The organism is Winogradskya consettensis (genome assembly GCF_018332715.1).
Lineage (GTDB): Bacteria > Actinomycetota > Actinomycetes > Mycobacteriales > Micromonosporaceae > Actinoplanes > Actinoplanes consettensis.
In genome coordinates, this window is record NZ_BOQP01000005.1 from 14563 (window position 1) to 40042 (window position 25480).

A 25480-nucleotide genomic window follows, 5' to 3' on the forward strand; every position below is an offset into this window, starting at 1 on the left:
CCTAGACTCGGACCTCATGCATTCGTCGCAGATCACCTTGGACGCGCTGCGGAAAGCGGTCGCGGAGTTCGCCGGTCCGGGCGTCCCTGATGCGGGATGGGCAGCGCTCACGGCCCGCACCGCGCCCGCGATCGACCCGTCGGTGGCGGCGCACCGGGAGGCGTTGCACGTGTGGCTCAACGCCTGGGGCTGCCGCATCCGCTACCCCCGGCCCGGCGAGGAGAACCTGTTCGACAGCGGCGTCGAGCAGTGGTGGAAGCAGTGGCAGCACGCACTGCCCGCACCCGGGGTGTCCATCACCGGCCTCGATGACGCGGACTTCCCCGCCCTCGGCGAGTGCTACCAGGAGCTGGCGCTGGTCAGCGTGTCGGCGGGCCCGCGGCGACGCGGCATCGGCTCCACCGCCGCGACCAAGATGCTGTACGCACTACGCCCGCAGGCACTGATGCCGTGGGACGAGGCGATCGCGAAACGCCTGCACGGGCGGCGCGACGCGGCTTCCTACGCGGCACACCAGCGCCTCGGCCGTGACTGGTCCCTGGCCCTGCTGACCGAGGCCGGCATGGACGAGGCCGAGCTCGCCGGGCATCTCGGTCAGCCCGGCCGGTCCCTGGCCAAGATGCTCGACGACTACTGCTACCTGACCTTCACCCGGGGCATCTGACCTTCACCCGGGGCACCTGACCTTTTCCCTCCGCCCACGGACCGCCGCACCGGTGGTCCGGCGATGACGCACGCCCAGGGAGTGCCCGTGATCCTCGGCATCGACCACATCGGACTCGCCACCGACGACCCCGGCGGTCTCGCCCCGTTCCTGACGCTGCTCGGGATGAACCCCACCGACTCGGGGCCCGCCGCCGCGTACGGCGTGAATTGCGATTTCTGGCAGTCCCCCGGCGCCTGCGTGGAAGTGGTCTCCCCCGCCGCCGGGGAATCCGCCGTCGGGAAGTACCTGAAATCCCGCGGGCCCGGCCTCTACCACCTGGCTTTTGAGGTCGACGACCTGGCCGCCGACCTGGCCGTGCTGCGCGCCGGCGGGTTCGTGGCGCTCGACGACCAGCCCGTGGCCGGTGCCCGCGACGGGATGACCGTCGCCTTTCTCTATCTGCGCAAACCCGCCGGCCTCCTGGTCGAGCTGGTCCAGTACGCCACCGCCCACCACCGGAAAGCAGGCGCCGCCGATGTCCCGCACTGAAACCGAGCTGCTCGCCGCCGTCACCCGGGAACTCCCCGGGGTCCGCGCCGACCTGGAACGCCTGGTCACCATCCCCGGCATCGCCTTCCCCGGCTTCGACCCCGTCCACCTGCAGCGCTCGGCCGAGGCGGTGGCCGAACTGCTCGCCGGCTGCGGGCTCAAGGCCCGCGTCGTCTCCGCGGGCGGCGCACCCGCGGTCATCGCCCACCGCGCGGGACCGCCCGGCGCCCCGACCGTGCTGCTCTACGCCCACCACGACGTGCAACCGCCGGGAGAACGCGACGACTGGTCGAGCGACCCGTTCGTGGCCGAGGAACGCGACGGCCGCCTCTACGCCCGCGGTGCCGCCGACGACAAGGCCGGGCTGATGGCGCACGTGGCCGCCCTGCGCGCGTTCGGCGACGACCTGCCCGTCGGCGTGTGCGTCTTCGTCGAGGGCGAGGAGGAGAGCGGCTCGCAGTCGCTGCCGGCGCTGCTCGAACGCCATCGCGACGAGCTAGCCGCGGACGTGGTGGTGATCGCGGACTCGAGCAACTTCGACATCGGCGTACCGGCGCTGACCACGTCGCTGCGCGGCATCGTCAACTTCCTCGTGGAGGTACGCACCCTTCGCCAGGCCACGCACTCGGGCACGTTCGGCGGGGCGGTGCCGGACGCGCTCATCGCCCTGTCCCGGCTGCTCGCCTCGCTGCACGACGACGCGGGTGACGTCGCGGTCAGCGGTCTCGTGGCACGCGAGGCCACGTCGCCGGATCTGCCCGCTGCCCGGATCCGGGCCGAGGCCGGGCTGGTCGACGGCGGCGAGCTGATCGGCACCGGGCCGCTCGTGGACCGGCTGTGGACGCGGCCCGCGATCAGTGTGCTCGGCATCGACGCCCCCGCCACGACCGGTGCCGCGAATGCGCTGGTGGCTTCGGCCCGGGCCAAGGTGAGCGTACGGGTGGCGCCCGGCGACGACCCCGAACGCGCCTACCGTGCCGTGGCCGCCCACCTGCTCGCGCACGCCCCCTGGGGCGCGGAGGTGACCACGGAGTACGAGGCGAGCGGCGCACCCTGCGACATCGACGCGACCGGGCCCGCCTATGACGCCGCGCGGGCTGCGTTCCGGCAGGCGTGGGACGGCGTCGACCCGGTGGACGTGGGGGTCGGCGGCTCCATCCCGACCGTCGCGATCTTCCAGGAGCTCTTCCCCGCCGCGTCGCTGCTGGTCACCGGCGTCGAGGATCCGCTGACCGGCGCGCACGGGCCGGATGAGAGCCTGCATCTCGGGGAATTCGCGCGGGTCTGCGCCGCCGAGGCCCTGCTCCTGCAGAACCTCGGCCTCATCGGCTGAGCCCGGCTGATCATTTTCGGCCAATGGTGGCGACGAGGGCTTCCTCGCCGCCACTTTGGCGTGCCCCGGCGGCGCGGGAGCGGTAGCGGAAGACGTGGCGGTAGGACTGCGGCGAGACGCTGATGATCCGGCCGAAGTGCTGGCGCAGGCTCGCGCTCGTGCCGAACCCGGCCCGCCGGGCGATCTGCTCGACCGAGTCGTCGGTCATCTCCAGCAGCTCCTGTGCGAGCCGCACCCGCTGCTCGAGGATCCACTGCAGCGGCGTCACCCCGACCTCGTCCCGGAAGCGGCGGGCGAACGTGCGCGGGCTCAGATGCGCCTGGTCGGCGAGGTCCGCGACGACCAGCGGCCGGTCCAGCCGCTCGCGTGCCCAGGCGAGCACCACGCCCAGGTCACCGCGCTCGTCGCCGTGCACCGCGGGCTGCACGAACTGCGCCTGACCGCCCTCGCGATGCGGCGGCACCACCATGCGGCGCGCGATCTCGTTGGCCACCGCCGCGCCGTGGTCACGGCGCACCAGGTGCAGGCACAGGTCGATGGCGGCCGCCGTGCCCGCCGAGGTCAGCACGCTGCCCTCGTCCACATAGAGCACCCGCGAGTCGACCTGGACCGCTGGATAGCGATATGCCAGGTCGTGGGCGTTGAGCCAGTGGGTGGTGGCCCGCCGCCCGTCCAGCACCCCGGCGGCGGCCAGCACATACGCCCCCGTGCAGATCGACACGATGCGCTTGCCCGCGGCGTGGGCCGCCCGGACCGCCGCCACCAGCGCGGGCGGCGGATCGACCTGGTTGGCGCGGGTGCACGCCGGGACGAGCACCGTGTCGGCCTGCGCGAGCGCGTCGAGGCCGTACTGCGGGGCGACCGCCAGCCCGCCGGCCGTGCGCACCGGATCCGGGCCCTCGGCGCACAGGCGCAGCTCGTACCACGGGGAGACGATGTCACTGCGGTCGCTGCCGAAGACCTCCACCGGCACGGACAGCTCGAAGATCGGCAGTCCGTCGGTCAGCGCAACCGCGATCACGTGAGGGGCCATGGCAGGAATCTATCGCATCCCGACGTTTCTGCCGCTGTTCTAAATCCGCCAAACGGGCGATCGTGAATCCATGACGGACACTTCTGCCACCCCGACCCACCAGGGCGGCCGGCTGAGCGCTTTGCAGGGGACCGCACTGTACGTCGGTGCCGTGCTCGGTACCGGTGTGATCGCCCTGCCCGCGCTCGCCGCCGAGGCAGCCGGACCCGCCTCGCTGATCGCCTGGCTGCTGCTCGTGATCATCTCCGCACCGCTGGCAGCGACGTTCGCGGCGCTCGGCGCCCGGCACCCCGACGCGGGCGGCGTCTCGACGTACGCCCGGCTGGCCTTCGGTCACAAAGCAGCCGCGGTCGTCGGCTGGTGCTTCTACCTCGCCGTGCCACCGGGCGCCGCCGCCGCTGCCCTCTTCGGCGGCGCGTACGTCTCCGCGGCCCTCGGCGGCGGCTTCACCACGACAGCCATCGCCGCCTTCCTGCTCATGTGCGTGGTCACCGCCACCAACGCGGCCGGTGTCCAGCTCGCCGGCAAGATCCAGCTCGCGGCGGCCGCCCTGCTGGTCACGTTTCTCGTCGTCGCGGTCCTGGTGGCCCTGCCCGACGCCGACACCGCCAACCTGCACCCGTTCGCGCCGCACGGCTGGGGCGCTGTCCCCGGCGCGGCAGCACTGCTCGTCTGGAGCTTCGTCGGCTGGGAGACCATCACCCACCTGACCGGCGAGTTCAAGCGCCCCGCCCGCGACGTGCCACGGGCCACCACCGCCGCCATCCTGATCATCGGCATCCTCTACCTCGCTGTCGCGTTCGCGATCGTCGCCGTTCTCGGGCCCCGCGCCGCCGAGGCCGACGCACCCCTGGGCGAGCTCATGGCGGTCGGTCTCGGCGGCAACGCCCGCATCCTGGCCGCGATCGCCGCCCTGCTGCTGACCTTCGGCGCGATGAACGCCTACTACGCCGGAGCCGCCAAGCTCGGTGCCGCCCTGGGCCGCGACGGTGCGCTGCCGTCCTGGCTCGCCCGGGGCAGCCAGGCCGGTCAGGTGCCGCGCCGCAGCCTCGCGGTCAACGCCCTGATGTCCTTCGTGTCCCTGGGAGTCGTCGTCGCCACCGGCTTCGGCGCCAAGCCCCTGGTCCTGCTCACCACCGGCTCGTTCGTGACCGTCTACGCCTTCGGCATCGCCGCCGCCCTGCGCCTGCTCCCCAAGCGGAGCGCCGGCCGGGCCGCGGCCTTCGCGGCCATGGCCGCGGTGCTGGTCCTGCTCGCCATGACCGGCATCTACCTGATCTGGCCCCTCATCATCACCGGCTGCGCACTGCTCTACCTGCGCCTCAACCGGTCCGCCACCCCGGCCGCCACCGACGAGGCACCCGGCGAGTCCGCCATCGTCGCGGAGGGCTCCCCCGACCATCCCGCCAGCACCAAGGCCTGACCTTCACCAATCTCCGGCGCCGCAGCCTCCCCCGTTGGTTGCGGCGCCGGCCCGTCCCGTCAGGCCGCGGTCATCATTCCGGCCTCATAGGCGAAGGAGACCAGTTGAGCCCGGTCCCGGAGCTGCAACTTGCCCCGCAACCGATAGAGATGGGTACGCACGGTGGCCGCGCTGATGAACAACTTCACGGCGATGTCCTCGACGGACAACCCCTGCGCGGTCAGGATGAGCACCTCCCGCTCGCGCACCGTGAGGCTCCGCGCCATCGGAAGAGCGTCCTTGACCGGCGCGTTGGTCCGGCGGAACCACGTGAGCATGCGGCGCGCGGCGTCCGGGCCGAGCATCGCCTGCCCCGCCGCCACCGCACGGATCGTCATGACGAGCTCGCTGCGCCCGGACTGGTCGGAGAGCAGCCCGTTGGCGCCGGCCCGGATGACATCGGCCATCACCTCGTCCAGCTCGCCGACCGCGTAGACGACGACCGGTGGACTGGCCTCCTCCCTGCTGCCCCGCAGCCGCCGGATGAACTCGCTACCCTGCATACCGCGCAACCGGAGCCCGGTCACCACGACGTGAGGCTTCTGCGACTCGGCAAGCGAGAGCCCCTGACTGGCCAGCGAAGTGGTCCCCACGATCTCGATGTCCTGCTCAGCCGAGAGCAGAGAGCGCAGACCGTCGCTGACCAGAGCCCTTTCGTCGCAAATAAGCACTCGTAATGCCACGTACTGCCTCCTAGGCGATGCCGAAAGGGGCAAGGTGAACGTCCGCGAACGGGGGCAGCCCCCCAGCACGCCCGTCCCTGCGTAATGCTGCTACCCCCGTGCCACAGACACGTAGTGGAAATAATTGATCACTCTCAGTGCGCACCGACCTCACCCGGGGCGCAGGTAATCCATAGTGGACCAATAGGACACACAGCCGTCCGCATGATGAGACGCAAGCCCCCCGAACTTCCAACAAGCGAGACATCGGGCCCCGTGTACACAGTCGGTGATGACGCAAGGCATTTACCAATATCAACATGATGCGCAGAACGCGCCCCCCGGTGGCGACTAGAATCGCGTAGCCGACTCAACAGCTCACCACTGTATTAGAACTGATGTTCGAATGCGTCAACGCCTGACTTACATCTGGCGGGCGTCACCTGCGAAAAGGAAACCATGAAGATCATCGAGGAGGCCGGGGCCTTCCAGCCGGGCTGGGCGGAGCACTTCCGCAGCGCGGATCTCAGCATCGGGACCTACGCGATCCCGGCGGGCGCCACCGACCCGCAGACCCCGCACACCGAGGACGAGATCTACGTGATCACCGCCGGACGGGGCCGCCTGACCACCCCGTCGGCCACCGTCGACGTAAGCCCCGGCACCGTCATCTTCGTCCCGGCCGGCGAAGAACACCGCTTCACCGGGGTAACGGAAAACCTGACAGCGCTCGTCATCTTCGGCCCCGCCGAATACACCCGCGCCACCCCCGCGGCGCAATGAGAGCGGAATGAGAACAGCCGAGGTCGCGGTCGCCCGTGCGGACGACCGGCCTCGGCCCCTTCTGCTGTGGAGCTCGGCCCCTTCTGCCGTGGAGTCAGGCGGCGAGGCGGCGGGCCGGGGCGGGAAAGCCGACGACGGTCGCATCGGGTCCGGCGGTACCCGGGGCCAGATCACCCTGGGCCAGATCTCGCAGGGCCAGGTCACGCAGGGTTGACTGCACGTCGGACAGTGCACGGGCGAGGGTGCCGGCCGCCGCGCTCGCGTCGCGCAGGGTGTCGATGACCAGCGTGGACTCCGGGCAGGCGGGGTCGGTGGCGATCCGGGCCGACATCTGGCGCAGCGCCTGGGGAAGCTTGCCCGCGGCCAGCTTGAGCGCGCCGGCGAGCTCGTATGCTTCGTTCGGGCCGGGCATCGCCGGCTCGTGCCGCGTGGCGTAGGCGAGGTAGCGGACCAGCTCGTCGATCAGGTGGGCGGCGTCGGTGGTGCGCACCGGGTCGTAGGGTCCGTGCAGGGGGAAGAGCTGCTGGAGCGGATCCGAGGTGGACATCGGGTTCCCTTCGGTAGCCATGGTGGCGACCAGGCTGGCGGGGGCGGCTCGAATCCGGGACGAAAGCCACTGTCCGTAGAGCAGAATGCATCCTTGGCGCAAGCACCGTATCGGGCAAAGTATGCGAACCGTTGGAATGACCAGGTACCCCGCAGACGGGTGGCAGACATCGACCGGCGTTGCATAGCCTCGAACGATGCGGGGGATCATTACTGTGGGTTACCGAAGAGCTGTGGGCTACCAACGAGCTGCGGATTGTCGAAAAACTGGGAAGTACCGGTTGACCAGTGGATCACGGGCGCCGTGGGACGAGGTGTGTTAGGTGCTGTTCCTCATTCTCGGCGCTCTGGAGGTCGTTCTCGGTGACGACATCCTCGATCTCGGCGGCCTGCGTCAGCAGGTTGTCCTCGGCACGATGCTGCTGGAGGCGAACCGGGTCGTCCGGACCCCCCGGCTCATCGAGGCGCTCTACGGCGAGGATCCACCCTCGACCTCCCGGGTCCAGGTGCAGATCTGCATCTCCGCACTGCGGCGCTTCTTCACTGGCCACGGGATGCCCGACGCCATCCTGACCCGCTCGCAGGGCTACTCGCTGCAGATCCCCGAGGGCAGTCTCGACCTGCACCGCTGGGAACACAGCCTGATCCAGGCCCGGCAGTCCCGCGACAACAGGCGGATCGAGGAGGCGGTCGGGCAGTACCGGTCGGCGCTGAGTCTCTGGCGGGGTCCCGCGCTCGACGGCGTCGACAGTCAGGTGGTGCGCTCCGCGGCGGAGCGGCTCGCCGATCGCCGGATCACCGCGCACGAGGAGTGCATCGACCTCGAGCTCAAGCTCGGCCGGCACAACGAGATCGTCGACGAGCTCGGTGGCCTGGTGACCGAGTATCCGTTGCGGGAACAGCTGCGCGGGCAGTTCATGCTGGCGCTCTACCGAGCCGGGCGGCAGAGCGAGGCGCTCGCCACGTACCGGTCGGCGCGGCTGCGGATGATCGACGAGCTGGGCCTGGAGCCGAACGAGCACCTGCAGGGGCTCGAGCGGGCCATCCTCACCTCGGACCCCGGTCTGATCCCCCCGAAGACGGCCCCGGCGCCGGCGCTGTCGCAGCCGGCCCCGGCGCCGTCTCCCGCACCGGGCCCGGTGCAGGAGGAAGAGCTTCCGGTGCCCGCCGTGCCGGTGGCCGTCGAGGTCATCGACATGCACAGCCCGCGCGCGGCTGAGCGGGCCGCGACGCCGGGGCCACGGCTGCTGCCCACCGACATCGCCGACTTCACCGGCCGGGAACGCCAGATCGGGGCCATCGAGCAGCACTTCACGGTGCCCACCGGCACCGTTGCGGGCTTCGCGGTGCCGGTCGTGGTGATCGCCGGCAAGCCCGGCATCGGCAAGACCACGCTCGCGGTGCACGCCGCGCACCGGCTCACCGGCCGTTATCCGGACGGGCAGCTCTACGCCGACCTGCATGGCCGGCACATCGACCAGGTCAGCGCCCAGCAGGTGCTCGAACGGTTCCTGCGCGCCCTGGGCGTTCCCGGCGCCGCCCTGCCGGAGAGCCTCGACGAGCGCGCCGAGCTGTACCGCACGATGCTGTCCGACCGCCGGATGCTGGTCGTGCTCGACAACGCGGGTGACGAGGGCCAGATCCGGCCCCTGCTGCCGGGCACGTCCCGCTCGGCGGTCCTGGTCAGCAGCCGGGGCCGGCTCGGTGGTCTGCCCGGTGCCGTCCACGTCGACGTGGACGTCTTCGACGAGCAGCACTCGATGGAGCTGCTGGCCCGGATCGCGGGGGCCGAGCGCATCGACGCGGAGCCGCGGGCCACCGCCGAGCTGGCCGGGCTCTGCGGGCATCTGCCGCTCGCGCTGCGCATCGCGGGGGCCCGGCTGGCCGCCCGTCCCCACTGGAGCGTCGACCACCTGGTCGAACGGCTGGAGAACGAGGCCCGCCGGCTCGACGAGCTCAAGCACAGCGGGCTCGGCATCCGGGCCAGCATCTCGCTGACCTACGACCACCTGGAGGAGGACGCCAGGCGGCTGTTCCGGCTGCTGACGATCCTCAACTTCCCGCACTTCCCGGCCTGGGTGGCGGCGGCGCTGCTCGACCAGCCGTTCTCCGGCGCCCAGGACCTGCTCGACGATCTGGCCGACGCGCAGCTCATCGAGACCACCAGCTCGGGCCGCGGTGTCCACGCGCACTATCGCTTCCACGACCTGATCCGGGTCTTCGCGCGGGAGCGGCTGGTCGCCGAGGACGCCACCACCGAGCGGGAGGCCGCGCTCGAACGGGTCATGGGTGCGTTGCTGTTCATCTCGCGGGAAGCACGACGCGGTGTGCACGGTGGCGATTACCTGCAGATGCAGGTGTCGGACCGGGTCTATCCGCTGCCGGAGCGGCACATGCGCCAGATCGTCGAGGCGCCGCTGACGTGGTTCGAGCGGGAACGCCCGGCGATCGTGGCGGCGGTCCGGCAGGCGGCCCAGGCGGGTCTCGTCGAGCACTGCTGGAGCCTGGCGCTGACCGCCGTGCCGCTGTTCGAGTCCCGCAACTACCTGAGCGACTGGCGCGAGACGCACCAGATCGCGCTGGCCGCCGCCCGGGAGGCGGGTGACGAGCGGGGACAGGCCGCGATGCTGTACTCCACCGGGTCGCTCCACGTCATCGAGCGGCGCACCGAGGACGCCCGGGTGAACCTCACCGCGGCCGCCGAGATCTTCGAGCGGGTCGGCGACGAGGTGGGCGCGGCCATGGTCAACCAGCACCTCGGGTATGTCGAGTGGGTCGGCGGCCGTTATGCGCAGGCCGACGACCGCTACAGCCGGGCATTGCTGACGCACCGGCGCAACAACGACCTCGTGTCGATCGCGTACGTGCTGCAGTCCATCGCCCACGTCCGGATCGAGCACCAGGAGTACGAGCCGGCGATCGAACTGCTCACGGAGGCTCTGGACCTGAGCCGGCAGATCGGCAACCGGCGCACCGAGGCCCAGGTGCTGCACCGGCTCGGCGAGGTGCACCGGCACGCCGGGCGGCCGGCCGAGGCGGTCGAGGTGCTCGCCCAGGCACTCAGGGCGGTCCGCGAGTTCGGTGACCCGACCGGGGAGGCGTACATCCTGCACGGGCTGGGGGTGTCGCGGGTGCGGGCCGGGCGGCCGGGCGAGGCCGCGGACGACCTGCGTGAGGCGATGCGCCTGGCCTGCGAGACCGGGGACCGGCTGGTGGAGGGCCGGGTGGCGATGGCGCAGGGCGAGCTCGCGCTGGCCGTCGAGGAGCCCCGGCAGGCGGTGGTGCACCTGCACCGCGCGCTCGGGTTGTTCCGGGCGATCGGGGCGAAGCATTTCGAGGTGCGGGTGCTGCCGATGCTCAGCGACGCCTATGCCGCGACCGGCGACCTGGGCGATCTACTGGCGCCGACGCCCTTGAAATAGCGGGCGCCACTGAAACGGTCGCGCAAAAATGGGAAACCCCGGGCTCATGGCCCGGGGTTTTTCCGTGTGCGGGGATTCAGTCCCAGGGCATGTCACCGTCGGTGTGCATCCCGATCGTCGCGGTCGGGCCGGCCGCGGAGGACGCCGTGACGCTCTGCAGACCGGTTGCGGCCAGCGGCAGGGCGACCACCGCGACCAGGATGACGACGCGGACCTTGAGCGACCGGGTGAAGGTGTGAATGCGCATGGCGAATCCCCGTTCTCAGTGACGATTACGCCCTGGCTGCGAATGTTCCGCCGGGGCTGAGGCAAACGTTGCCAAGCCCGGCCATCGACGGGTTATCGCGCGACGACCGTTTCCGGTATCGCCATTCCTATTCGCTGCGGCATCGCCGATAACCGTGGGGAATAGCGCGGCGAAGCCCGCGCGATAGCGGCCTGCCACAGCATGGGTATCAGCCGGATCCACCGGCGGCGGACCGATGCCGGAACTCCTCACGAGGGCGGCCCGGCGGAAGACAGGTGACAGACATGAGCCTTTCGGTGCAAGCCCTGGACGGTGTCTACGGCCGGCCCGCCGTCGGTGTCCGGGCCCGGCTCGAACAGCCCGTGGACGGCCGGTGGGCCACCATCGCGGTGGCGGAGACCGATGCGGAGGGGAGCATCGGCGACTTCTCGGCCGGAACACTGGGCCGGGGACCGTACCGGGTCGTCTTCGAGAGCGACCCGTACTTCTCCGGTCTCGGTGTGAGCGCCGGATATCCGGAGATCGGAATCGTCTTCCGGATCCGGGACCGGCCGCACGAATGCCGGATCCAGGTCCTGATGACCCCGCACTCCTATTCGATGTACTTCGGCGGCAAGGCATGAACGGGATCGCGGTCCCGGAGGAAGGAACAGAAATGATCACCGAATCGACGCTGCAGTTCACCATGCTCGGCTCGTTGGCGGCGGTCCACGGGGGAAACGTGTGCCGTCCTACCGCACCCAAGGTCCGTACGGTGCTGGCCCTGTTGCTGGCCCGCGCCAACTATCTGGTCGAGACCGACTCGATCATCGAGGAGCTGTGGGGTGCCGAGCCGCCGCGCAGCTCGGTGACCACCGCGCAGACCTACATCTACCACCTGCGCCAGCGGCTGACCGCGGCCGGCATCGTCGAGGACGCCGATGACCTGGTCGTCACGACCGCCCCCGGCTACATCCTGCGCGTCGACGAGGACCGCATCGACGCGGTCCGGTTCCAGAAGCTCAGCGATGAGGGCCGGCACCTGCTGGAGGCCGGGCACGCCGGGGCCGCCGCCGAGCGGCTGCGGACGGCGCTCGGGTTGTGGCGGGGGCCGGCGCTGGCGGACGTCCCGGCGGGGCGGTTGCTGGAGGGTCACGCCGCGCATCTCGAGGAGGGTCGCATCCGGGCCCTCGAGCTGCGGATCCAGGCCGACATCTTCCTCGGGCTGCACCGGCAGCTTCTTCCGGAGCTGCGCACGCTCGTCTCGGCGTACCCGCTGAACGAATGGCTCCACGCCCGGCTGATCGAGGCGCTGCACCGCAGTGGCCGGCGCGGCGAGGCGCTGATGGCGTACCAGTCGGTCCGCAAGATCCTCGACGAGGAGCTCGGGCTGGAGCCGTCCGCGGAGCTGCGGCGGCTGCAGCAGGACGTGCTGATGGACGAGATGCCGCCGGTGTCCGAGCTGCGAGCGCTCCCGCTCGCGGGCTGAACGGCAGGCATTACGCGAAGGGGCTCCCGCCGGATCAGGCGGGAGCCCCTTCGCACAAGCAGTTCAGCCGGCGAGACGGCCGAACAGCAGACGCAGCAGCGACGGCTGGCGGGGCCCGGCGGCAACCGGCTCGGGAACCGGGGCGGGCCGCGTCCTCGGTGAACGGGTCAGCGGGGCGACGGGCGGCATCATGGCGCCGGGTGCCCACGCGGCACCGGTGGCAGCGAGGCCGATCAGGAGAGCGCGGCCCACCTCGGCGGAGGCGTCGGCGAAGCGGGAGCGTTCCGGCTCCTGGGTGGGAAGCAGGTACATGGTGGTCCTTTCCTGGTGAACGTCGAACCTGTGCCGAGCGTGCGCACCTCCGTTCGAAGAGTGGTCGAAAGACACCCTCGACGGCGGCTCGGCCCGGGTTCCAGCACCCGTCCCTAGCGTCGCGCCATGACTCCGATCGATGTCGCGGCGTACCTGGACCGGCTGGGTCTGCCCGCACTGCCCCCCACCGCGGAAAACCTCGCCGCCCTGCACGCGGCCCATGTGGAACAGATCCCGTTCGAGACCCTCGACCAGCTACCGGGGGTCGATCCGGCGGACGCGGTACGCCGCATCATCGGCACCGGGCGCGGCGGCGTCTGCTACCACCTCAACGGCGCGCTGGCGCTGCTGCTGGAGGCGCTCGGCTACGACGTCAGCCTGCACCCGGCCGGGGTGCAGAGCCGGTTCGCGCCGCTGCCCCAGGGCGCGAACGGCACGCACAACGTCATCCTGGTGCGGCACCTGCCGACGGCCACCAACCCGCAGGGGCGCTGGCTGCTCGACGCCGGCTCCGGTGAGGGATTCCACCGGCCGCTGCCGCTCGTCGAGGGCGAGTACGAGCAGAACGGCTTCCGCTACGGCCTGCGGCGTACGCCCGGCGGCTGGCGTCTCGACTACGACCGGCGGGAATCGTGCCGCGGTCTGGACTTCACCGAGCGGCCCGGTTCTCCGGAAGAGTTCGCGCTGCCCTACCAGGAGCAGGCCGGCACCCACATGGCGATCTTCTTCGAGTACGGCTGGGTGAAACGCCACCACGCGCACGGCTACGACGAGCTGATCGGCTGCCAGCTCAGCCATGTCACCGTCGACGGGCGTACGTCCGTCACGATCACCTCCGAGCAGCAGTGGTACTCCGCGCTCGCCGGCGTGTTCGGCGTACGGATGCCCGATCTGGATCCTGTGGACCGGACGGCGCTGTGGGAACGGGTGCGGCTGGCCTGGCACGCCCGGGACTTCGCGACGGCGATCCGGCCGCAGCATGCGGAGGCCGTGCGATGAGCGCGCTGGACGCGGTGCGGCGTGCCCTGATCGCCCGGCCGGAGATCGCGGACGCGGCGGTGCTGCGCCGGGACGGCCGGACGGTGGCCTATGTGGTTCCCGCCGAGCCCGGCTCGCCCGCCGAGGCCCGGGAGAAGGCGAGCGGGGTGGCTCCGGACGCGATGATCTGTGTGGTGCGCCGGATTCCGTACGCGGACCTCGGCGCGCTGGCGCAGGTGCCGCTCGTGGACGTCGGGACGCTGCCCGCCGGCGTCGGCCTGCGACCGGTCGAGCGGACAGTGCCCCCGCTGCGGCTCAGTGACGCGGACGCGCCGGTGCCGGTCGGCGTCGCCGAGGTGGCGGATGCCGGGGACAGCGGCGTTCCCGCGTACGCGCAGGGTCCGTCGCTCGTGGTCCTGCCCGGCGATCCCGCGACCGTTACCGAGGCGATCGTGCGGGCGGCGGAGCGTTTCCCGGAGCTCGGAGTGCGTACCGTGCAGGCCCGGGGTGAGACGTTCGTGACCTATCCCGAGCTGCTCGACCGGGGGCGCCGGGTCCTGACCGGGCTGCGGGCGCGCGGGCTGGGCGAGGGCTCGTACGCCGTACTGGTCAATGCCGATCTCACCGACTACGTGGTCGCCGTGTGGGCATGCCTGCTCGGCGGGATCCGCTTCGTGACGGTCGCCGACCCGGGCGGCTCCGCGACGCGCAGTCCGGTGCTGGACAAGCTGATCGGTGCCTGGCGGGCACTCGACCGGCCGCTCGTCATCGGCGGTGCGCTGACCGGGGCGGCCGAGCTCTACGACGAGCCGGGCCTCACCACGGCGGTCGTCTCCCAGCTGTCCGGGCACGAACCGGCGGACGGGCTGCACATTCCGGAGCCTGCGGACGTGGCGATGTGCGCGCTGTCGTCCGGCAGCACGGGCACGCCGAAGATCATCCAGGTCACGCATCGCGCGATCGTCGGCAACGCCCTGTCCAGCCGTCAGGTGGACCTGATCCGGCCCGGCGAGGCGAGCCTGAACTGGCTGCCGTTCGACCACGTCGCGCCGGTGGTCATGTTCCTGCTGCGCGACGCCGTGCTGGGCTGCGACAGCCTGCACGCGGCGACACCGTGGATCGCCGAGTCCCCGCTGCGCTGGCTGGACCTGCTCGAACGGCACCGGGTCGCGCACACGTGGGCGGCCAACTTCGGATACCGGCTGGTCGCCGACGCGTTGCGGGCCGCACCCGGGCGGCGCTGGGACCTGGCGCACGTGCGGACCATGCTCAACGCCGGGGAGCAGTGCACACCCCCGGTGATCCGCGAATTCCTCGCCCGGACCGGGGATTCCGGGATCGGCGCGCAGACCCTGGTGCACATGTGGGGCATGGCGGAGACGGCCACCGCGGCCACCGCGAAATTCCTCGCCACCGAGCACAGCCACCGCCGGATCCTCAAGTCCAGCCTCGGCGGGCCCCTGCGCCAGGCCGGGCCGGACGTACCCGCCGGGGACTGCATCGAGTTCCTCGCCATGGGCGGACCGACCCCGGGCTATCGCGTGCGGATCACCGACGACGAGCACCGCACGCTGCCGGAGGGCCGGATCGGGCGGTTCCAGGTGCGTGGCGCGCGCGTCACCCCCGGGTATCTGGGCAATCCCGCCGCGAACGCCGAGGCGTTCACCCCGGACGGCTGGTTCGACACCGGTGACCAGGCGTTCCTGCTGGACGGCGAGGTGACGATCACCGGGCGGTCCAAGGAGCTCATCGTCATCAACGGCGAGAAGTACTACTGCCACGAGGTCGAGGACCTGTGCGGGACGCTCGACGGGGTCCGGTCCGGGCTGGTGGCCGCCTGCGGTGTCCCCGATCCACGGACCGGCAGCGAACGGCTCGCCGTCTTCTACGTGCCGGAGGACGCCGGCACGGCTGAGGCAGGCGGCCGGATCCGGCGAGCGGTGGGTACGCGGCTGCGGCTCAGCGCCGCCTATGTCGTCCCGCTCGCGGAGGCGGACTTCCCGCGGACGACCAGTGGAAAGATCCAGCGGACCGCGCTGGTGGCGCGGACCGTGGCGGGCGAGTTCGACCGGTACGCCGAGCAGGACGAGCTGACCGTGCCGGCGTGCGCGTACCGGCCGGTGTGGCGGGTGACCCGATCGGCTGCCCTGCCCGGTGGGCCGGTACGGACGCTGGTGTTCGCCGACGATCAGGGGCTGGGCGATGCCTGGCGGGACGGTGAGCCCGGGGCGGTCGTGGTGCGTGCCGGGACGGCGTACGAGCAGAACGACCGTGAGTGGACGATCGACCCGGCCCAGCCCGCGCATTGGCGCCGCCTGCACGCCGGCCTGACCGCAGCCGGTCTGCTCCCCCAGCGGCTGCTCTATCTGTGGAGCTATCTGGGCGACAGCCGGTTGTGGCCGGAGATCCCGCAGGTGCGGACGGACCTCGCGCGCTGCGGAGCGCACCTGCTCAGCGCGCTGCAGACGTTCGGCGGCGAGCCCGAGCTGGTCACGGTCAGCCGGCGGCTGCGCCGGGTCGACGGCACCGAGCCGGTCACCTATCCGGCCGCGCTGACCGCGACGCTGACCGGGGTGCGCGCAGCCGAGGAGGTCGACGCCCCGGCGCGGCACATCGACCTGCCCGGCGATCCGCCCGATGCCGACGCTGCCACCCTGCGCAGGGCGCTCGGCGACGCGGCGGGTCGCGGGGGCCAGGTCGCGTGGCGTGGCGGGCAGCCGTACGTGCAGGCGCTGGAACCTGTCCGGGAGCCTGCGCCGGGACGGGACGCCCTGCGCCGCGGGGGTCGTTATCTGATCGCCGGTGGCACGGGCGGGATCGGTGCGGTGCTGCTCGCGGAGCTCGCCGGGCGGTACGACCTCAGCCTGCAGCTCGTCGGGCGCCGTGACCCCGGCACCGACCCGTTGCTGCGCGCGTTCCTGGACGAGCTCACCGCCGCGGGCCGCGACGTGCGCTACGACCGCGCCGACGTGCGCGACGCCGATGCGCTGCACCGGGTCGTCCATCGCGCGGAAACCCGCTGGCAGGCCCCGCTCGACGGCATCCTGCACTTCGCCGACGAGTACGCGACCCGCACCCTCGCCGAGGAACACCCCCGGGACTGGGCGGACGGCGACGTCGCGAAGATCAGCGGCACCCTGCACCTGGTCCGGCTGCTGTCCGGGCGGGCCGGTGCGGAACTCGTCGTCTTCTCCTCACTGCTCGGAAGCCTGCACCTGGCCGGGACCGCGGCCTACGGCGCCGGCAACAGCTTCGCGGACGCGCTGGTGGAGCATCTGTGCGCGCAGGGGGTCCGGGCCCGCAGCCTCGCCTGGGGACTGTGGGACGGGATCGGGCTCAACCGCGACAACCCGTACCGTGCGGCCGTGCACCGGCGCGGGGCGCTCACGGTCGACGGCCGGACCGGGGCGCTGCTGACCCGGCTCGCGCTGCGCAACCCGCCCGGGACCTACCACCTGGGCTGGAACCCGGCGATCCCGTCGGTGGCCGCGCTCGTCGACACCGTCGAGGACCTGGCAGCCGAGTCGCTGATCGTGCTCAGTGACACCGCCCCGGAGCCGGCCGACCCCGGGCACACGCTGCTCGCCGAGCGGATCGGGACGGTGCTGCACGCCGTGACCGGCACCCGCGCCGACGCCGGACGGCCGTTCTACGAGCTCGGCATCGGGTCGATCGCGATGCTGCAGCTGCACGCCCGGCTGGAGGAGGAGCTGCACCGGCCGATCGACCGGTCCGCGCTCTTCGAGCACCCCACGATCGACGCGCTGACGACCCATCTGCTCGCCGCCGATCCGGCCGCGGCCCGGGTTTGACCGCGCTTCGATCGCAGCCCACCACCATGACGACCAGAACGCCTCACCCGATGCCTCGCCCTACGCCTCACCCGACGTCTCGCCCGACGAGAGGAACCACCATGACCGCGCCCGCCATCGTTCTCAGCCCCGCCACGCTCGCCGCCGTGTCACCCACCCCGCAGCAGGAACTGCTGAACCTGCTCGCCGGGAAGATGGTCTCCGCCGTGGTCTGCGTGCTCGCCCGCGTCGGCGTCGCCGACCTGCTCGCCGAGGGCCCCCGCGAGGTGGCCGACCTGGCCGCCGCGACCGACACCGACCCGGGGATGCTCTACCGTTTCCTGCGCTGCGCGGCCGGCGCCGGTGTCTTCGCCGAGCAGGCCGACGGCCGGTTCGGTCTCACCCCGACCGCGGACCTGCTGCGCAGCGACGCGCCCGGTTCCGTGCGGCACCTCGCCTACCTCTACGGCGAGGAGAGCGTCTGGAACTGCTTCGGCACGGCGATCGACACGCTGCGCACGGGCCAGCCGACCGGACCTGCCCTGCGCGGTGGCCAGGGCTGGTTCGACTACATGGAGACCGCGCACGGCGGCGAGTACGCCGAGGTGTTCCACAAGGCGATGACCGGCGTGAGCAACCGCGCCGACCAGGTCGCCAAGGACTTCGACTTCAGCCGCTTCCAGCACGTCGCCGACATCGGCGGCGGCCAGGGCAGGCTGCTCGCCGCCATCCTCACCGAGCAGCCGGGCATCCGCGGCACGCTGTTCGACACCGCGTCCGCGGTGGCCGGGGCCGCACCGGTGCTGGCCGAGCAGGGGGTCGCGGACCGCGTCGAGTGCGTCGTCGGTGACTTCTTCGAAGCGGTGCCGAGCGGGCCGGACGCGTACGTGATGAAGGCGATCCTGCACGACTGGAGCGACGAGGACTCCGTGCGGATCCTGAAGAGCATCCGGACGGCGATCGGCGACAACACGCAGGCCCGCGTCCTGCTCGTCGAGTCGGTCGTCGCGGACCTCAACGAGTGGCACTTCGCCAAGGCCATGGACATCGCGATGGGTGTCAGCCTCGGCGGCAAGGAGCGCAACCGGGCCCAGTGGGCGGAATTGCTCTCCCAGGCCGGCTTCGAGCTGGTCGACGTGACCCGCACTCACCCCCCGCACAGCGTCGTCGAAGCCCGCCCGCTCTGAATCCCCGTGGGAGACAACACCATGCACGAATACCCTTTCCGGTGGCCGTCCCCGGTGGACCAGCCCGCCGAGTGGGCGGGACTGCACGAGGAGCCACTGGTCCCGGTCCGGCTGCCCAGTGGTGACACCGCCCTGCTGATCACCCGCTACGACGACGTCCGCGCGGTGCTGGCCGATCACCGCGTCAGCAAGAACCGCGGCCGCAAGGGCGCGGCCCGGATGACCGAGAACAAGCAGAAGATCTTCCAGCAGACCCCGGTCGCGATGCACGGCGCGGAGCACACCCGGGTGCGGCGGCTGATCGGCAAGACGTTCACCGCCAAGCGGGTGGAGACCCTGCGGCCGCGGATCGCCGAGATCGTCGAGGAGCTGCTCGACGACGTGGCCCGCGCGCCGCAGCCGGTCGACATCAACGCCACGTTCAGTTTCCCGCTGACCATCCGGGTCATCTGCGAGCTGCTCGGGGTGCCCGCCGAGGAGCGCGAGCACTTCGGGGACACCAGCTCGCCGCCGTGGGGCTACATGCGGGAGCTGATCGAACGGCGCCGGGCCGAGCCGGGTGACGACCTGATCAGCGATCTCATCGCCGTGCACGACGCCGAGGACGGGCGGCTCAGCACCGAGGAGCTCGTCTGGTGGTGCACGCTGCTGCTGCTCGCGGGTTACGAGACCACCGCCAACCAGCTGTCCGGCTCCGTGGTGCTGCTGCTGCACAACCCCGCCGAGTTCGCGCGGCTGCGTACGAGTCCCGAGCTGGTCCCGGCCGCGGTCGAGGAGCTGCTGCGCTGCCAGGTCGTCGGCTCGTCGCTGTCGATGCTGCGGGTCGTCACGGAGGACATCGAGGTCGGTGGCTGCCCCGTCCCGGCCGGCACCAGCGTCATCCCGGCGCTGGACGCCGCGAACTTCGATCCCTCGGCGTTCGGCTGCCCGGCGAAGTTCGACGTGGACCGGGCTCCGCGGCGCCCGCAGCTCACGTTCAGCACCGGTCAGCACTTCTGCCTGGGCGCACCGCTGGCCCGCGTCCAGTTGCAGGAGGCGATCGGGCGGCTCGCCCAGCGCTTCCCGGAGCTGCGGCTCGCCGTGCCCACGCAGGAACTGCAGCGCACCGAGGACATCTTCTTCCCCGCCTTCACCGCCGTACCGCTCTTCCTCTAGGAGATCTCATGGACGCCAGGCCGTACCCGTTCGAGCGCCCGTCGGCGCTCGAGGTCCCGGCGGAGCTGGGTGACCTGCGGCGCGAGCCGGTGTGCCCGGTGACGCTGCCCAGCGGCGACACCGCGCTGATGGTCACCCGGTACGCCGACGTGCGCCGGCTGCTCACCGACGACCGGCTCAGCCGCAACATCGGCCGGCCCGGCGCGGCCCGGATCTCCAAGGAGAACCGGATGTTCCAGGACCCGCGGATCAACCCGGACCCGCCGGAGCACACCCGGGTGCGGCGCCTGGTGATGAAGGCGTTCAGCGCGGCGCGGGTCGAGCGGCTCCGGCCGTACGTTCAGGGTCTGGTCGATGAACTGCTCGACAAGATGGAGGCCACCGGCGGGGGCCGGCCGGTCGACCTCAACGAGGCACTGGCGTTCCCCCTGCCGATCCAGGTGATCTGCAAGCTGCTGGGCGTGCCCGACGCCGACCACGACCAGCTGCGCGGCTGGACCGAGGCGTTCCTGTCGGTGAGCCGGTTCAGCAAGGAGGACATCGGCCGCAGCATGAAGGAGATGAACGCCTACATCGCGCGGCTCGTGGAGAGCAAGCGGTCGGCTCCCGGTGACGACCTGATCAGCGCGATGATCCGGGTACGCGATGAGGACGACGGCGCGCTCGCCGAATACGAACTGCACTGGTGGTGCCGGCTGCTGCTGCTCGTCGGCTACGAGACCACCGCGACCCAGCTCGGCGGTGGCGTCGCTCTGCTGCTCTCGCACCCCGAGCAGCTCGCCGCGTTGCGCGCCGACTACAGCCTCGTCCCGCAGGCCGTCGAGGAGACTCTTCGTTGGAAGCTCGTCGGGTCGTCGGTGTCGATGCTCCGCTACGTCACCGAGGACATCGACATGGACGGGTGGACGATCCCGGCGGGCAGCAGCGTGATCCCCGCCGTCGACTCCGCCAACCAGGACGAGACGGTGTTCGAGCACCCCGAGCTCTTCGACATCACGCGTACGCAGAACGCGCACCTGACCTTCAGCCTCGGCGCGCACTTCTGCGTCGGCGCCGCCCTCGCCCGTCTCCAGCTGCAGATCGCCACCGAGAGCCTGCTGCGCCGCTTTCCCGGCCTGAAACTGCACGTGCCCGCCGACAAGCTGCAGCGTCAGCCGGGCGCGCTGCTCGAGGGCTTCATCAGCATCCCGGTGGAGTGGTGACGTGCGGGTCCTGGTGACGGCGTGGGCGTGGCCGTCGCACTATCTGCCCCTGGTGCCCACGCTGTGGGCGCTGCGGGCGGCCGGTCACGAGGTGCTCGTCGCGAGCCAGCCGGCGCTGGCCACGGTGGTGCGCGACTCCGGCGTACCCTTCGTGGCCGCCGGACCCGACCTGGACCATGAGGCGTTGCGCCGGCGGCAGATGCGCGACCTGACGCACGCCGATGTGCCCCCGCCGCCCCCACCGGGCCAGAGCGCGAAGGTGTGGACGCCGGACGAGTGGGTGCGGGTCAGCAAGGTGTTCAGCGTCTTCGCGGCCCGGTCCGCGGCGATGCTCGACGACCTGGTCGACGTGGCCCGCGCGTTCCGGCCCGACCTGGTGCTGTTCGAGCCGACCACCTACGCGGGCCCGCTGGTCGCCGGGCTGCTCGGCGTTCCTGCGGTGCGGCACCTGCACGGCGTCGACCTGACCTACCAGGCGCACGAGGTCGTCCCGGCGCTGATCGCACCGCTGTCCGAACGGCTCGGCATCGACCCGGTCGACCCGCTCGGCACACACACCGTGGACATCTGCCCGCCGAGCATGCAGATCCCGGCGCGGGTCACCCGGACCGTGCAGCGCTACGTGCCGTACAACGGCCGGGCCGACACCCCGTCCTGGCTGCGTGACCGGCCCGGCCCGAACCGGATCTGCCTGACCTGGGGTGCGACGAGCAGCTCGCTCGGCGCGCCGTTCGCGCCGCCGGCGGTGCTGGACGCGCTGGCCGGCACGGACACCGAGGTCGTCGTGACGCTCACCCCCGCCGACCGCGAACGGCTCGGCCCGGTCCCGGGCAACACCCGCGTCGTCTCGTCCCTCGCGCTGCACCAGGTGCTGCCCAGCTGCGCCGCGGTGATCCACCAGGGCGGCTTCGGCAGCACGCTGACCGCGGCCGCGCTCGGAGTGCCGCAACTCGTCCTGCCGCAGCTCGTGGACCAGAAATTCCAGGCCGCCCGGCTCGCCGCCACCGGCGCGGGCACGGTGCTGGCCGCGGCGGACTTCTCCGGGAACGCCGTCCGCGAGCGGGTCGGTGCGCTCACCGGCGAGCCCGCCTATGCCCGCGCCGCCGCCGGCCTGCGCGAAGAGATCCGATCAGTGCCGGCACCGGCCGAGACCGTCGCCGACCTCCACGCCCTCACCACCGGGAGCAACCGATGACCGATGTGCTCAACAAGCCACCCATGCCGTCGACCCCGCCGCGCCCGACCGTCCAGCGCCGCGAGGACGTGCTGCGCAAGCTCACCCACGAACGCCACCTGTGGCTGGCGACCTCCGGCCCCGAGGGCCCGCACCTGATCCCGCTGTCGTACTTCTGGGACGGCAAGTCACTGCTCATGACGACAAAGCCGAACTCCCGCACCGTACGCAATCTGCGCACCGAACCGCACGCCCGCGCCGCCATCGGCACAGGCGCCGACGTGGTCCTCATCGACGGCGTGGTCCACATCGAACCCGCCGAGAACCTCAACCCGCTCATCTTCCGCCGCCTGCCCCTGAGCCCCGAGCGGGTCCCGGGCGTGGTGGCACTGCGACTCCCGGCAGACAGCGTCCAGGCGTGGCGCGGCGTCCACGAGATCCCCGGCCGCGTCGTCCGCGAGGACGGGCACTGGCTCGACTGATTCGTACAACGGCGACACAGCGAAGCCGCGACGGTTGCGACCGTCGCGGCTTTCGCCGTGGTTCAGGCTGGTTGCTTGATCTGCTCGAGGGCTCGGGCGGCCACGCGCAGGGCTTCCAGTTGGCCCTCCACGGTGGGGGCAAGCAACGTCAGGCCGAGGGTGGTCACGCCGGCGCGGGCGTAGGCCGCCAGGCGGGGGGCGATGCGGTTCTCGTCGCCGATCAGGGCTACCTGGTCCATGAGCTCCATGGGCACCGCGCGGGCGGCGGCCGGGCGGTCGCCGTGGTGGCAGTGGTCGTTGATCTCGGCGGCGGCGCGGGCGAAGCCCAGTTGTTCGGCGAGGCGGAAGTAGATGCTGCGGCGGCGGTCGCCCATGCCGATGAAGTTGGCGAAGTAGTCACGCAGGGGGAGGGCCGCGGTTTCCGGGTCGGGGCCGGTGCCGATCGCGATCGAGGGCAGGACCTGGAAGCCGTCGAGGGTCTTGCCGGCCTGGGCGCGGCCCTCGGCCACCCGGTCCAGGGATTCGCGGACGCGGTCCGGGGACAGGAAGACGCCGATCCAGCCGTCGGCGATCTCGCCGGTCAGGCGCAGGCTGCGCGGGCCCACCCCGGCGAGATAGATCGGCAGGTCGGGGCGGGTGGCGGCGGCGCGCAGGTGGGCGGCCTCGTCGGTGCCCGGCGGGGGCAGGGGGTAGTGGCGGCCGGGGTGGCGTACGGGTGCTCCGCTGAGCGCCAGACGCACCACCTCGACGTATTCGCGGGTGCGGTCCAGGGGATGGTCGAAGTCGACGCCGTACCAGCCCCGGGAGACGTCCGGGTTGGACACGCCCAGGCCCAGGTGGAAGCGGCCGCCGGCGAGGCCGTCGAGGGTGGCGGCGGTCAGCGCCGTCAGGACCGGGGCGCGGCCGGGGATCTGCATGACGCCGGAGCCGAGGCCGATCGTGGTGGTGGCGGCGGCCACGGCGCCGAGGACGGAGGGGGCGTCGGCGCGGAAGCCCTCGGGTGCCAGGGCCATGGCGCAGCCGAGTCGTTCGGCCTCGCGGGCCACCTCGACCGCTCCGGACGGTTGGAGAAAGACAGCAAGTCGCACGAGCACTCCCGCGGATCGTCGGAAACCTACGCGGCGATGGTCGCGGCCCGCCGTCGAGCGGGGATGGAGGCGTGCGGCCTTCGATCGGCGTGCGAGCAAGGGCAGGCAGCCTGGCTGCGCGTGAAGTGTCGAGCGCGAAGGACAGCCGGGAGGCAGCATGCGGGTCTTGTTCGCGACCTGGGACATGAACGGGCACCTGAACCCGATGGTGCCGCTGGCCTGGGCGATGCGCGCCGCCGGGCACGAGGTGACGGTGGTCAGCAATCCGGGGATGGTGCCCAACGCGGTCGGGGCGGGGCTCCCCGCGTACGGTGCCGGGCCTGATTTTGATTCTTATGCGGCCCTGCGCGAGCAGCTGAAGGCGCGTAACTGGCGGCCGACCGCCCCCCAGCGGCCGGCGGACGACGCCGATCGCACTCAGCGGCGGCGGTTGATGGGGTTCCGGGTAGCCGTGGAGTCCGCGGCGGCGCAGGCCGACGATGCCGTGGCGTTCGCGCGCTGGTGGAAACCGGATCTCGTGGTGTTCGAGCCGGCCGCGTTCGTCGGGCCGCTGATCGCGCGGCTGCTCGGGATCCCCGCGGTCCGGCATCTGTGGAGTGTGGACTTCACCGCGCCGATCGCCGACATGGAGGACGCGCTGACCGGTGAGCTCGCGGCGCGGTTCGGGCTCGAGCGGCTCGGCGTCAACGGGGACATCACCCTCGATCCGGCGCCCGCCCGGTTGCAGGTCGACGACGGGCGCGTGCGCCAGCGGATCCGGTATGTGCCGTACAACGGGCCCGCCGAGGTGCCGGCGTGGGTGCTCGGCGAGCCGCCGCGCCGGCGGATCGCGGTCAGCTGGGGAACGTCGCGGGCACTGCTGGGCTATGACCACCTGATGCAGGCGCCGCTGGTCGTCGAGGCGCTGGCCGACGTCGACGCCGAGGTGGTCGTCGCGGTGGTCGAGAGTCAGCGGGAGCTGTTCGGCACGCTGCCCGGCAACGTGCGGTTCCTGGGCCGGGTGCCGCTGCACCCGTTGCTGCGGACCTGTTCCGCGCTGGTCCAGCAGGGTGGCGCCGGGGGCACGATGACGGCGCTGGTCAACGGCGTGCCGCAGGTCGTCGTGCCGCAGATGCCGGACGAGATGTTCCACGGCTGGCAGGTCGAGCGAAGCGGCGGCGGGGTCATGCTCGAGGGGGCGACGGCTACCGCGGAGAGCGTACGGTCCGCGGTCCTCACCGTGCTCGACGACGCGAAGTACGCCGATTCCGCGCGCGAGCAGCAGCACGACATCCTGACCGCCCCGAGCCTGTCGCAGGTCACCGCACGCCTGCAGGAACTCGCCGCCGAGTCCGTGGGTGCCGGGCGATGACCCTGCTGCACATCGGGCCCGGCACGGCCGACCTGCTGTTCCGCGAGGCCCGGTCGGCGAGCCGTTTCACCGATGAACCGGTGTCCGACGAGCAGCTGGCGGCGATCTGGGAGCTGGTGCGCGACGGGCCGACGGCGTTCAACGAGCAGCCGCTGCGGATGGTGGCCGTGCGCTCCCCCGAGGCCCGCGCCCGGCTCGCCCGGCATCTGCACGGGCAGAACCGGGACCGCGCCGCGGGCGCACCGCTCAGCCTGGTGCTCGCGGCGGATCTGGATTTCCACCGGGAGCTGCCCGCGTTGTACCCGGGCGCGCAGCCACTGTTCGACTACATGGACGGGCTGACCCGCGACGAGCGACGGGAGACCGCGCTCACCAATGCCTGGCTGCAGATCGGCTACCTGATCGTGGGGGTACGCGCGGCCGGGCTCGCCGCCGGGCCGATGTCCGGCTACGACACCGCGGCGCTGAACGCGGACTTCTTCCCCGACGGGCGCTGGGAGTCGCTGCTGGTGCTGAACGTGGGCCGGCCGCTGCCCAAGACGTACGCCCGGCTCCCACGCCTCGCCCATGACCGGGTGTCCCGCAGTTTCTGACGACCGTTGCGAAAGG

The 25480-nt window shown here is 71.8% G+C and carries 23 protein-coding genes; 17 read left to right on the forward strand and 6 right to left on the reverse strand.

The window, feature by feature from the left end; all coding sequences use genetic code 11:
* Nucleotides 1-16 precede the first annotated feature (16 nt).
* From Aco04nite_RS05285 to Aco04nite_RS05295, 3 genes are all read left to right on the forward strand, one after another.
* Nucleotides 17-664, forward strand: coding sequence for a hypothetical protein (locus Aco04nite_RS05285; protein ID WP_212996054.1), 648 nt, complete (start codon nucleotides 17-19; stop codon nucleotides 662-664).
* Nucleotides 665-727: 63 nt separating this feature from the next.
* Nucleotides 728-1195: a VOC family protein gene (locus tag Aco04nite_RS05290; protein WP_244875767.1), complete on the forward strand. Its 468-nt coding sequence runs from the start codon at nucleotides 728-730 to the stop codon at nucleotides 1193-1195.
* Nucleotides 1182-2528, forward strand: coding sequence for a dipeptidase (locus Aco04nite_RS05295; RefSeq protein WP_212996055.1), 1347 nt, complete (start codon nucleotides 1182-1184; stop codon nucleotides 2526-2528). The genes Aco04nite_RS05290 and Aco04nite_RS05295 overlap by 14 nt, the downstream gene beginning before the upstream one ends.
* A 10-nt stretch (nucleotides 2529-2538) precedes the next feature.
* Here Aco04nite_RS05295 and Aco04nite_RS05300 read toward each other — a convergent pair whose 3' ends face one another.
* On the reverse strand, nucleotides 2539-3561 hold the full coding sequence (locus tag Aco04nite_RS05300) for a GlxA family transcriptional regulator (RefSeq protein WP_212996056.1): 1023 nt from the start codon (nucleotides 3559-3561) through the stop codon (nucleotides 2539-2541).
* A 70-nt stretch (nucleotides 3562-3631) separates the two neighbouring features.
* Between Aco04nite_RS05300 and Aco04nite_RS05305 the strand changes: the two genes are divergently transcribed.
* Nucleotides 3632-4984: an APC family permease gene (locus tag Aco04nite_RS05305; RefSeq protein WP_212996057.1), complete on the forward strand. Its 1353-nt coding sequence runs from the start codon at nucleotides 3632-3634 to the stop codon at nucleotides 4982-4984.
* 59 nt (nucleotides 4985-5043) lie between these two features.
* Here Aco04nite_RS05305 and Aco04nite_RS05310 read toward each other — a convergent pair whose 3' ends face one another.
* Nucleotides 5044-5775 carry a LuxR C-terminal-related transcriptional regulator gene (locus Aco04nite_RS05310; protein WP_308161617.1) on the reverse strand — a complete coding sequence of 244 codons (732 nt, stop codon included), beginning with the start codon at nucleotides 5773-5775 and terminating at the stop codon, nucleotides 5044-5046.
* 369 nt (nucleotides 5776-6144) lie between these two features.
* On the opposite strand from Aco04nite_RS05310, the gene Aco04nite_RS05315 reads away from it, so the two are divergent.
* The gene (locus tag Aco04nite_RS05315; protein WP_212996059.1) at nucleotides 6145-6468 is read left to right on the forward strand and encodes a cupin domain-containing protein; all 324 of its coding nucleotides are present in this window, start codon (nucleotides 6145-6147) and stop codon (nucleotides 6466-6468) included.
* A 94-nt stretch (nucleotides 6469-6562) separates the two neighbouring features.
* Here Aco04nite_RS05315 and Aco04nite_RS05320 read toward each other — a convergent pair whose 3' ends face one another.
* Nucleotides 6563-7036 (reverse strand): hypothetical protein, encoded by a 474-nt coding sequence (locus tag Aco04nite_RS05320; RefSeq protein WP_212996060.1) that lies wholly within the window; start codon nucleotides 7034-7036, stop codon nucleotides 6563-6565.
* Between the two features lie 301 nt (nucleotides 7037-7337).
* On the opposite strand from Aco04nite_RS05320, the gene Aco04nite_RS05325 reads away from it, so the two are divergent.
* Entirely contained in the window at nucleotides 7338-10436 is a 3099-nt protein-coding gene (locus Aco04nite_RS05325; RefSeq protein WP_212996061.1) for an AfsR/SARP family transcriptional regulator, read from the forward strand.
* 76 nt (nucleotides 10437-10512) lie between these two features.
* On the opposite strand, the gene Aco04nite_RS05330 is transcribed toward Aco04nite_RS05325, so the two are convergent.
* Nucleotides 10513-10683, reverse strand: coding sequence for a hypothetical protein (locus tag Aco04nite_RS05330; protein WP_212996062.1), 171 nt, complete (start codon nucleotides 10681-10683; stop codon nucleotides 10513-10515).
* A gap of 284 nt (nucleotides 10684-10967) precedes the next feature.
* Between Aco04nite_RS05330 and Aco04nite_RS05335 the strand changes: the two genes are divergently transcribed.
* Both Aco04nite_RS05335 and Aco04nite_RS05340 read left to right on the forward strand, forming a co-directional pair.
* Nucleotides 10968-11306, forward strand: a complete 339-nt coding sequence (locus Aco04nite_RS05335) for a hydroxyisourate hydrolase (RefSeq protein WP_203835102.1) — start codon at nucleotides 10968-10970, stop codon at nucleotides 11304-11306.
* Nucleotides 11307-11338: 32 nt separating this feature from the next.
* Nucleotides 11339-12151 (forward strand): AfsR/SARP family transcriptional regulator, encoded by an 813-nt coding sequence (locus tag Aco04nite_RS05340; protein WP_212996063.1) that lies wholly within the window; start codon nucleotides 11339-11341, stop codon nucleotides 12149-12151.
* 63 nt (nucleotides 12152-12214) lie between these two features.
* On the opposite strand, the gene Aco04nite_RS05345 is transcribed toward Aco04nite_RS05340, so the two are convergent.
* Nucleotides 12215-12463 (reverse strand): hypothetical protein, encoded by a 249-nt coding sequence (locus tag Aco04nite_RS05345; protein ID WP_212996064.1) that lies wholly within the window; start codon nucleotides 12461-12463, stop codon nucleotides 12215-12217.
* 126 nt (nucleotides 12464-12589) lie between these two features.
* Here Aco04nite_RS05345 and Aco04nite_RS05350 point away from each other — a divergent pair, with 126 nt between their 5' ends.
* The 7 genes from Aco04nite_RS05350 to Aco04nite_RS05380 all read left to right on the forward strand — a co-directional run bounded on the left by Aco04nite_RS05350 (nucleotide 12590) and on the right by Aco04nite_RS05380 (nucleotide 22432).
* Nucleotides 12590-13462: an arylamine N-acetyltransferase family protein gene (locus Aco04nite_RS05350; RefSeq protein ID WP_212996065.1), complete on the forward strand. Its 873-nt coding sequence runs from the start codon at nucleotides 12590-12592 to the stop codon at nucleotides 13460-13462.
* On the forward strand, nucleotides 13459-17253 hold the full coding sequence (locus Aco04nite_RS05355) for an SDR family NAD(P)-dependent oxidoreductase (RefSeq protein ID WP_212996066.1): 3795 nt from the start codon (nucleotides 13459-13461) through the stop codon (nucleotides 17251-17253). The genes Aco04nite_RS05350 and Aco04nite_RS05355 overlap by 4 nt, the downstream gene beginning before the upstream one ends.
* 101 nt (nucleotides 17254-17354) lie before the next feature.
* On the forward strand, nucleotides 17355-18419 hold the full coding sequence (locus tag Aco04nite_RS05360) for a methyltransferase (RefSeq protein ID WP_212996067.1): 1065 nt from the start codon (nucleotides 17355-17357) through the stop codon (nucleotides 18417-18419).
* Nucleotides 18420-18440: 21 nt separating this feature from the next.
* Nucleotides 18441-19574: a cytochrome P450 gene (locus tag Aco04nite_RS05365; protein ID WP_212996068.1), complete on the forward strand. Its 1134-nt coding sequence runs from the start codon at nucleotides 18441-18443 to the stop codon at nucleotides 19572-19574.
* A gap of 8 nt (nucleotides 19575-19582) precedes the next feature.
* A complete protein-coding gene (locus tag Aco04nite_RS05370) occupies nucleotides 19583-20776 on the forward strand; it encodes a cytochrome P450 (protein WP_212996069.1) in 1194 nt (397 codons plus the stop codon).
* A 1-nt stretch (nucleotide 20777) separates the two neighbouring features.
* Nucleotides 20778-21971: a nucleotide disphospho-sugar-binding domain-containing protein gene (locus tag Aco04nite_RS05375; RefSeq protein ID WP_212996070.1), complete on the forward strand. Its 1194-nt coding sequence runs from the start codon at nucleotides 20778-20780 to the stop codon at nucleotides 21969-21971.
* Nucleotides 21968-22432 (forward strand): pyridoxamine 5'-phosphate oxidase family protein, encoded by a 465-nt coding sequence (locus Aco04nite_RS05380; protein WP_212996071.1) that lies wholly within the window; start codon nucleotides 21968-21970, stop codon nucleotides 22430-22432. The genes Aco04nite_RS05375 and Aco04nite_RS05380 overlap by 4 nt, the downstream gene beginning before the upstream one ends.
* Before the next feature lie 62 nt (nucleotides 22433-22494).
* On the opposite strand, the gene Aco04nite_RS05385 is transcribed toward Aco04nite_RS05380, so the two are convergent.
* Nucleotides 22495-23520 (reverse strand): LLM class flavin-dependent oxidoreductase, encoded by a 1026-nt coding sequence (locus Aco04nite_RS05385; RefSeq protein ID WP_212996072.1) that lies wholly within the window; start codon nucleotides 23518-23520, stop codon nucleotides 22495-22497.
* 157 nt (nucleotides 23521-23677) lie between these two features.
* On the opposite strand from Aco04nite_RS05385, the gene Aco04nite_RS05390 reads away from it, so the two are divergent.
* Nucleotides 23678-24871 carry a nucleotide disphospho-sugar-binding domain-containing protein gene (locus Aco04nite_RS05390; protein ID WP_212996073.1) on the forward strand — a complete coding sequence of 398 codons (1194 nt, stop codon included), beginning with the start codon at nucleotides 23678-23680 and terminating at the stop codon, nucleotides 24869-24871.
* A complete protein-coding gene (locus Aco04nite_RS05395) occupies nucleotides 24868-25464 on the forward strand; it encodes a malonic semialdehyde reductase (RefSeq protein WP_212996074.1) in 597 nt (198 codons plus the stop codon). Before Aco04nite_RS05390 ends, Aco04nite_RS05395 begins: the two co-directional genes overlap by 4 nt.
* The last annotated feature ends 16 nt before the right edge of the window (nucleotides 25465-25480 follow it).